Annotated in this window: 5 protein-coding genes; all 5 read right to left on the bottom strand. The window is 51.1% G+C overall.

What is annotated here, in order from left to right:
- Nucleotides 1-164: 164 nt before the first annotated feature.
- Nucleotides 165-2,267, bottom strand: coding sequence for a glycoside hydrolase family 36 protein (locus tag POTG_RS04540; RefSeq protein WP_036644172.1), 2,103 nt, complete (start codon nucleotides 2,265-2,267; stop codon nucleotides 165-167).
- 105 nt (nucleotides 2,268-2,372) lie between these two features.
- Nucleotides 2,373-3,695 (bottom strand): ABC transporter substrate-binding protein, encoded by a 1,323-nt coding sequence (locus POTG_RS04535; RefSeq protein WP_009223625.1) that lies wholly within the window; start codon nucleotides 3,693-3,695, stop codon nucleotides 2,373-2,375.
- Between the two features lie 125 nt (nucleotides 3,696-3,820).
- A complete protein-coding gene (locus tag POTG_RS04530; protein ID WP_009223624.1) occupies nucleotides 3,821-5,473 on the bottom strand; it encodes a response regulator transcription factor in 1,653 nt (550 codons plus the stop codon).
- Nucleotides 5,466-7,295 (bottom strand): sensor histidine kinase, encoded by a 1,830-nt coding sequence (locus POTG_RS04525; protein WP_009223623.1) that lies wholly within the window; start codon nucleotides 7,293-7,295, stop codon nucleotides 5,466-5,468. The genes POTG_RS04530 and POTG_RS04525 overlap by 8 nt, the downstream gene beginning before the upstream one ends.
- 529 nt (nucleotides 7,296-7,824) lie before the next feature.
- Nucleotides 7,825-8,697: a helix-turn-helix domain-containing protein gene (locus POTG_RS22645; protein ID WP_009223622.1), complete on the bottom strand. Its 873-nt coding sequence runs from the start codon at nucleotides 8,695-8,697 to the stop codon at nucleotides 7,825-7,827.
- Nucleotides 8,698-8,789: the final 92 nt, after the last annotated feature.

Genomic DNA, 8,789 nt, shown 5'->3' with positions numbered 1-8,789 from the left:
ACTCATGATTGTTCAGTTAATATGAAACCAAAAGGTTTCCTAATAATAGTGATTATATGACACCATTTGGTTTCATGTCAACAACACTAGGATTCCATAGGTTCAAAAAAAAGATCCACATCTCCAGCAAAAAGCAGCGATGCGGATCTTTAGATATAAACTTCCTACCGTTTACGGCGGATTTCGAACAATCGGGCAGACGGTGCGGAAGGCAAGGTGACCGTCAGCTGACCCGCAGCGGCATCCCAGTTCCACGCGCAAACCAAGTCCTGCGGATAGGCACAGCGGATGTCCAGCGCCTCCCCTTGCAGCGCTGGAAGCGGCAAGGCTTGAGACGAGGCTTCCCCGCGCGTACGCCATACGGCCAGATATACCGTATCGCTGTCCGGCCGGCGCAGGCCCAGGCTGATCCAGTCGTCCTGCTGCTTGGGCAGCCCCAGCGGCCAGAACGGCAACGACTCTGGAATGTCCGCGCGAATCGTCTTGTAATAGTCCAGCGCCTGCTTCACCAGCTCCCGGCGCCGCGGGCTTAACTCTGCCAGATGACCGCTCTGATGCACACGCAGCAGCAGCGCATTCACCATGTTGAAGACGACCTCTTCATCGTCGCCTTCCCGCAGCGGATACGACCAGATGGCGGATTGCTCCGGCGTCAGCGCAGACGGGGATGCAGCGGCGATGGCCGCATAGTTCACGTAATTCTCCTGGTCGCTGGTCGATTGGAGGCTGTAACGACTTAACATCGCGTAATCCATCCGCATCCCCCCGCTGGAGCAGTTCTCGATGACGAGCTCCGGATAGCGTTCGAAAATCCGATCCAGCCAAGCCAAGTACGCGCGGTTATGCTGCAGCAGTCCGTCGCCGAAGCTGTCTGCCGCTGTTTCCGTCCCGATTCCGGCGTTGATGTTGTAGTCCATTTTGATATAGCCGACACCATAGTCCTCCACCAAGCGGCGAATGACCTCATCGGCGTGGGCCACCACCTTCGGGTTGCGGTAATCCAGCTGGTATCGGCTGCGGTCCATCACCCGTTTGCCGTGCCGGATGAAGAACCAGCTGTCGTCCGTGTCAGCCAGCTTCGGACTGTTGATGCCCATAACCTCCAGCTCAAGCCATAATCCCGGCACCATTCCTTTGCTCCGGATATAATCCAACACGTACTTGATCCCTTCCGGGAACCGTTCTGAAGACGGCAGCCATTCTCCCACGCCGTCCCACCACTCACCCGGAGCGTACCAGCCGGCATCGATGCAGAAGTATTCGCAGCCCGCTTCGGCGGCGGCATCGATCAATGGCAGCAGCTTCGCCGTCGTGGGTGAACCCCAAAGGCAATTCATATAATCGTTGAAAATAATCCGCAGCTCCCGGTTATCCGCGTTTGGCCGGCGAATCCGGCGCCGGTAAGCGGTCAGCTGGCCGATCGCTTCCTCAAAGCCGCCATTGGCCGCGCCAACGGCAACCGGTACGCTGATAAACCGCTCGCCAGGCTGAAGCGATTTCCACCAATGGTTATCGTGCTCGGTCGGACCGCTGAGGAGCAAGGTCAGTTGGTCCACCTGGTCGAAGATCTCCCAGTGCCAAGAGCCGTTATGCTCGATTTGCCAGAACAAGACGCTCCCCGCCTCCCGGTTCTCCAGGACAGCCATCGGGATATGCTCGGCCGCCGACCAGGAACCCGTATTGCTGCAGGAGATCCGCTTGGAGCTGCGGTCCGTCAAATGGGATAAGCCGAGCTCAGGCAATTTGTAAGTGCGCCACTGCAGCTCGCTTTGCCATCCGGTGTGGGGGATGGACAGCCATATTTTTTCGTCCCGATCCTGACTGCCTTCCTTATCCAAACCGGTCAATGCAAAGGAAGAAATGTACTCTATACCTACTGCTTCCGGCCCGGCATTGTACAGTTCTGCCCAAGCCCGGACCGTCTGCACCCCGTCGTAAAATTGGATGTGCTGCACCGCCTGCAGCCCGGTCTTCGGGTCGCACAGCGCAATTTCCAGCTTCCTCCCCAACTCGTTGCGTCCTTTGGTATGGCCGGCATACACCATCCGTAGTCCCGGGTACGATGCCCGGTGGGTTCGTCCGTGATACTCAGCCCGGTCCTCTCCAGTTAATTGCAGCTCCATCAGGCGGAAGCCCGGTTTCTGCTCCTTCTGGATCACCGCTTCATTCAGCGCGTTTGCCCCAAAATGAAGCAGCCGCACATCCTGCTCGTCGGTGACTTCCAATACGAGATGTAAGCCGTTTTCCCGAAGCTCGATTTGATTCATCACCCTCGCACACTCCTTACCTGTCCTAAGTAAAAGCAAAACCCAGCACCGATAGATGGTGCCGGGTTCATTTTGTGGTTTACGAACAACCGAGATTCTCGATGTTTATTCCGCCGAACCCAGTTGTACCCATGCTTGCTCGATTTCGGTCACAGCTTGATCTTTTGTTTTGCTGCCGCCGATGTAAGCTTGCATGATTTCTCCGAATTTTTGATGGAACGTATCCAGCGAATAGTTGATCGCCAGGTCACCCGATGGCTCAGACTTCAGAATTTCGTTCATTTGCTTCGGCATATCCAGTTCTGGAAGCGGAGCGTCCTTGATTGGAGGAATAACCTTCGCAATCGTGGAGAACCAGCTCTTGCCGTAGTCGGAAGTATACAGCCAGTTAAAGAACTCGATCGTTTCGTTGACGACCGCAGAGTCTTTATTGATGCGCAGAGCTTGGTCCGCACCGGTGATGATCATCGATTGATCTGCTTTGTCGCTGACCGGATAGCCGGCAATGCCGATTTGAATGTCTGGGTTAATTTTCTTGATCGCTTCTTCGTCCCATGCACCTTTCCCTGTCATGATCGCCGCTTTGCCGGATGCAAAGTCGCTGACTTGCGCATTGCTGTCGCGTTCCAGCGGTTTGTCGGTGCCATGCTTCACCGTCGTATCGATGAAGTTAAAGAAGCTGTCGTACAGCGCCGGATAATCCTTGATTTTCGCATCACCGGCAATAAAGCTCTTCACCAGATCTTGCGACGTTACGCCAGCGTCTTGAGCGGCAGCGTTCACGAAATGTTGGAAGATGTGTTTCCATACCCACCATTCTTTATACGCATTCGCAAACGGCGTAATGCCTTTGGCTTCCAGTTTAGCGATGGCGTCGTCCAACTCCGCTGTCGTTTTCGGGAATGTCATCACGCCAGCTTCATCCAACAGCTGCTTGTTATAGATTAAGGAGAACAAGTTCCCTTTAACCGGCAAGCCAAGCACTTTACCGTCGGAGGAAGTCATATTGGCGCGTACCGCATCCGTCATGGCCGCAGCCAGCGGTTGATCCGTCAAATCCGCACTGTACTCAGCAAAGGTGTCGATATCCCCACCCGCCGTAGTTTGGAATACGTCAGGCGTGCTTCCCGCTGCGATTCTGGATTTTAATACGGTGTTGTAGTCCGCCTGCATGATTTCCAGGTTAATCGTCACGTTTGGCTTCACTTTCTTATATTCCTCAATGTAGGCGTTAAACGCGTCGGTATATTCCGGAGAAGCCGTGAACATATTGATGGTTACGGGTTTGGAATCATCCGTCGCCGCGCCATTACCGGCACCTGTGTTGCTTGCCCCGTTATTCGCCGCGTTATTGTTGCCTCCGCATGCGGACAACAGGCCCATGATCAACACCAGGCTGAACGATAAGGCCAGAATCTTTTTCTTCATTACTTTGCCCCCACTTTCTTTATGGTTAATATTAACTATGCTCCCTATTTTAATGAAAGGAGTCGGGTAATAAAATGTAGATATGTGGCGAAAAAAGGGTAAAAAAGTGAAGTCCGGTCGCGAGTTCACTTTTTGCCCCTTTCCTCCTCCTGCTGCTGGCGGTATTCGGACGGTGACAAAGCATAATAATTCCGGAACGCCTTGCTGAAATAGTTCTTATCCTTATAACCCAGCATTTCCGAGATCTCCTGAATTTTGAGCGACGAATCGTCAAGCAGTTCTTTCGCCTTATCCATACGGACCTTCTGCACATATTCATGGATGCCGCAGCCATACTGCTGCTTAAACAGCTTCATCAAATACTCGCGGCTCAAAAAAAATCTCTCCGTGAACATGGAGATTTTGATGTCCTCAAAATAGTGATGGTCGATATATTCCTTGATCACCTCGACGCTGAATGGACGGCCTGCGGCCATGGAGCGGCGGACTTGCTCGTGATAATACTCGGTTAGATGGAACAGCAAGGCCTCGAACTGATCAAACGTAGCCACATCCGTGCAGATTCCAAGCGCTTGCAACGAACGATCCACGCCGGGGGAAGGAAGCTTGTCCGCCGGAACGCCCAGCTCCGAAGCCGTATCATTCATCAGCACGACGATTTCCCGCAGCAACCGATCGGCTGCGCCGATGCTGAAGAAGCCGGCGGCCTTGATGCTCTTGGTAAACTCGGCCATCACCGATTTGGCATGGTTTACATTGCCTGCCTCTAACGCTCCCCGCAAGATCGGCATCCGGTTGGAGAAGGAGAACGTCTCCTTGTTCGCTGCCTTGTCCGCTTCTCCAATGACGGCGGTCCCTTTGAGCTTCAGCAGGTCGATGCTCTGAATGCCGGCAACGGCCTCATCATACGATTCAGCCAGGTTCAGCACATCCTCGCAATACCGGCCGATCCCTCCGGCTGCCAGCATGCCAAACAGATCGCTTAACGTCGAAACGATTTTCCGCATCAGTTCCCCTGCACGAAAAGCGATCTCTTGCGGGTAGCCCCCCTTCACCGTGTAGACGGCGATCACTTCCCGCTCCTGCTTCGGATTGGCAAAGCTGAAGCACTGCAGATTGTCCACCACGATCTCATTAATCACATTGGCCACCGCGAAATGGAGCAGCTCCCGGTCGCGATGGAACCGGCTGTCCTGCACGGCTTCCATGTTCAAGATTCGCAGGACGAGCGCCCCAAATCGATGATCCGGTTCATCCGCCCCAATTAACGAGAGGAACGCCTGGCTGCTCTGCTTCTTAAAGCTCCGTTCAATAATGGAAAAGTAGATTTTCTCCTTTAATTTCGGGAGCGACATATTAAACGCAATGTTTCGAGTGATCGATTCCTTCTGTCGCTCGCGTTTGGCATTCAGCACATCTACCGCCTTGCGCAGCGCCTGATTCAAATCCTGACGATTGACCGGCTTCAGCAAATAATCGACCACTTTGGCATGAATCGCCTGACGGGTGTATTCAAAGTCGTCATACCCGCTGATCACAATGGTCAGCAGCTCGGGATACTTCTCCTCTACAATCCGCAGGAAGTCGACCCCGTTCAGCTCCGGCATTTTCATATCCACCATAACGATATCCGGCTTGTATTGTTCCAGCATGGCGAGTCCCATCTTGCCGTCCGTTGCTTCCCGGATTTCATCCACCTCAAGCTCCTGCCAATTCCCTAAAATCCGAATCGCTTCGCGAAGCGGTTCCTCATCGTCGATAATCAATACTTTATACATGACTGCTGCCCCCCCGCGGTATTAACATACACATCTCCGTCCCGTGCTCATCGCTCTGGATCCGTAGCTCCGCTTCTTTCCCATAGAGAAGCTTCAAGCGGGTATACAGATTTTTGAGCCCGATGTTCTCTCCTTCCTGCTCCTCCCAATCTTGGAGGAAGGACGCCTGGATTTGCTCCATCTGTTCCGGAGAAATACCTGGACCGTTGTCGCTGACGGAGATTACCGCATGCGTGTCCCCCAGCTCGGCACGAATACGAATGGAGATGCCGCTCGACATTTTCTCTAGCCCATGCTTAATGGAGTTTTCAACCAGGGATTGAATGGACAGCTTGGGAATTTGCAGCTCCTTGAGCGCTTCCTCCCACTCGACCGTTACCTGCAGACGACTGCCAAACCGGGCCTTCTGTAACGCGAGATAACGTTCGATATGCTTCAGCTCCTCCCTAGCGTTCACGATGTCTTTTCCACTTATGCAATATCTTAGCGTCAGCGCCAAGGCATCCACCATATCGGCCACTTCGTCATCCCCGCTCTTGAGCGCTTTGGTCGAAATTGCCTGCAGCGCATTATACAGAAAATGCGGGTTAATCTCGGCCTCCAGTGCCTTGAGGATCGCGTTCTTCTCAACCAGCTTCATCTTGTAGCGCTCATTGATCAAATCGTTGGTCCGCCGCACCATCCGGTTGAAATGCCGGGATAAATAAGCGATCTCGTCCCGACCTTTCACCGGGATTTCCGCGTCAAAGGTCCCTTCGCTAAAGCGGCGCATCTGAAGAGACAAATCCTTGAGCGGACTCGTAATTTTATTGGAAAACAAAGTCACCAGAATGAGCGAAATCAACAAAAAAATCAAGCCAATCAAATATCCGATATTCCGCGTGGCTCTGGCAGCCGCGTAAAGGTTGCTGTACGGGATCGGTTTGACCAGCTTCCAACCTCCGTTCGCTTCAATGTTGTAAATAATCAAATATTTATCGCCAGCCTCGTCGGTCCAGGTGACCGGCTTCTTAGAACTGTTCTTGTCAAGCCGGGCGAGCCATGGCGCATCCTCAATCTGCTCCAAAAAAGCAGGATCATCCACATGAAAAGGAACATTGTTCGGATCCAGATAAAGCAGATGCTCGCCTTTCTCGAACGGAACATCCTTCAGAATCTGGTCTTTGACCGTTGGCTTCAAATAGAAGGAGACGATCGCTTTCGGCTCTCGAGTCACCAAGGCGCGCAGCACACGGTGGTACCCCATAAAGTCAGGTTCCACGGTCATGTTGTAACCCGACTTCGCCCCCGGCACGATAAACGATTGATAGGCCTCGTTATGACGGCTCTCCATCGCCTGCTTGTACCACGGCTGATTCGGAATGTCTTCCTGATAGCTCACCCGAACCGAAACGTTATAAGCTTCGCGCGTAATGGAGTAGTATTTGTGTTGGTCGATCAAATAGAGATAAATGCTCTCCAGGTCGTTCCGCGAGTAAAACAGTTCACGCAGATAGTCCTCCAGGTACATTTTCGACGCATAATCCGATTCTTCGTTCATAATCGCCTGCAGGATGTCCTCGTAGTGAATCTGCGGAAGAGACATCTGTTCCACGCCGGCGAGGTAATCTTCCAGCTTCTGATTAATCAGCTTCAGATTGTTGGTGGTGCTGATCATGCTGTGCTCCACGGATTCTTGTTCTAGCATCTCATAGGAGATAATCGTCAGAAGACCAACCACTAGAATAATAATCGTCGTAAACAACAAAACAAGCTTATTGACCAGCCTGCGCGAAATCCGGTCAGTAAGCGTTGTCAGCATGCTTCGGATGCGGTTGAACATAGCTCCTCATTTCTAGTACCTCGGGCAAAAAAGCGAGTTGTCACGTCTCACTCTTTTTGAGAAGACAAGATTGTATCCGGGAAATCAGGGGAATAGACGGGAAACCCAGAGAAATCAAGGGATTGTGAGTGTGTGAGTGTGTAAAAAGAGGTCTCAAAAAAAGTGAGACAAAATCGAGGAAAAGTGGTCGATCAGGGCGTTTGGATCGAAAATCACGAGACAATCAGCGTTTTGTAACAAACCGTGCGCACAGGCTGTAACACTTGATGTGACACGGTTTTTCGCATTTCTGGAGGCAATTTTCGTTACAAAACATCGGACGCAAGGTAGGACATTTTAGGTAGGACATGAAAAAAAGGTAGGACATCACCGAAAACCCTTGCGGCTCTAGGAGTTTCAGCAATTCAACGAAAGAAAAATTTAGAAAAATGGAGATGAATATTTATCCAATATAACGAATAAATATTCAAATTGTGAGAGGGCGTTGATTTCGGTTCCGTGGATCGCCGCCCCCTCATCCTTCCTTTCCTTACTCGCTCCACTCTTCAATAATTTCAGCCTCTTCTGGTCGTATGTAATAGACGACCTTCCCCACAACCTGCATCTCCTTGCTTCGATGGAAAACCATCGGCTCAAAATCATCGTTGTCAGAGATCAGTACGACATCATTTCCCCTAAGGTGAAACCGTTTAATAGTGGCCTGATTCTCGATCATCATAAGAGCAATGTCATCGTCATCTACCATGTTTTGCGAACGGACGATTACATATCCTCCATTAAGGATACCAGAATCTTTCATACTGTCGCCTTTCACTTTTACCGCGAAGCACTTGTTATATTTCGCCGGAACCCGGAGCCTTTTGCCCTCATACATTCTAATAGACTCAATCGGAATACCTGCGGCAGCCTCTCCCCAGATCGGAGCCGATCCAGTGTATTCGTCTGCACTGTTCGTATCGATAGCATAGCCAGCGGCTTCCTCGCGGATCGTGTCCTCCTTCTCATCTTCGGACGATTGCTGGTCTTTCTTTTGGGCTTGAGTAAAGCGAAGATATTGCTTGACGAAGGTCTTTTCCTCGTCGCTCAAATTTCTAAATTGGGAAACTACTTCCCATTCTTCATCAAAAAAAATAGGAGTCGCTTCCTTACGCACTTCGTTCGTATCATATCCCTCGTCTTTAAACTGCGCTTCTTTTCCGGTCAACAGCCAATCAACCGAAACACCGAAAGCTTCACTGATAGCGAATAGATTCTCGGAAGTAATAGAAACACTTCCTTTTTCTACTTTACTCAACGCACTACTTGTCATGCCAACTTGAGAACCCAACTCTCTTAGAGTCATCCCCTTTTCGAGTCGACACTTTTTAATCCGTTCTCCTAAAGCTTTTTTTAGATCAGCCATAATTTTACCTCCTGTATCTAATTGAAAAAAAGACGCAAATGGACTATTAAATCAACTAAAAGAATCAAAAGCCGAGTTCAGTAAACTATAAG

Source organism: Paenibacillus sp. oral taxon 786 str. D14, assembly GCF_000159955.1.
In the GTDB taxonomy this organism is placed as follows: Bacteria; Bacillota; Bacilli; order Paenibacillales; family Paenibacillaceae; genus Fontibacillus; species Fontibacillus phoenicis.
Note: the sequence above shows the minus strand (reverse complement) of the source record. Positions and strands in the feature narration are given on the sequence as shown.

Excerpts from the sequence above, each read along its gene's own strand:
- POTG_RS04540 (WP_036644172.1), bottom strand. The coding sequence starts at position 2,267 with ATGAATCAAATCGAGCTTCGGGAAAACGGCTTACATCTCGTATTGGAA.
- POTG_RS04535 (WP_009223625.1), bottom strand. The coding sequence starts at position 3,695 with ATGAAGAAAAAGATTCTGGCCTTATCGTTCAGCCTGGTGTTGATCATG.
- POTG_RS04530 (WP_009223624.1), bottom strand. The coding sequence starts at position 5,473 with ATGTATAAAGTATTGATTATCGACGATGAGGAACCGCTTCGCGAAGCG.
- POTG_RS04525 (WP_009223623.1), bottom strand. The coding sequence starts at position 7,295 with ATGTTCAACCGCATCCGAAGCATGCTGACAACGCTTACTGACCGGATT.
- POTG_RS22645 (WP_009223622.1), bottom strand. The coding sequence starts at position 8,697 with ATGGCTGATCTAAAAAAAGCTTTAGGAGAACGGATTAAAAAGTGTCGA.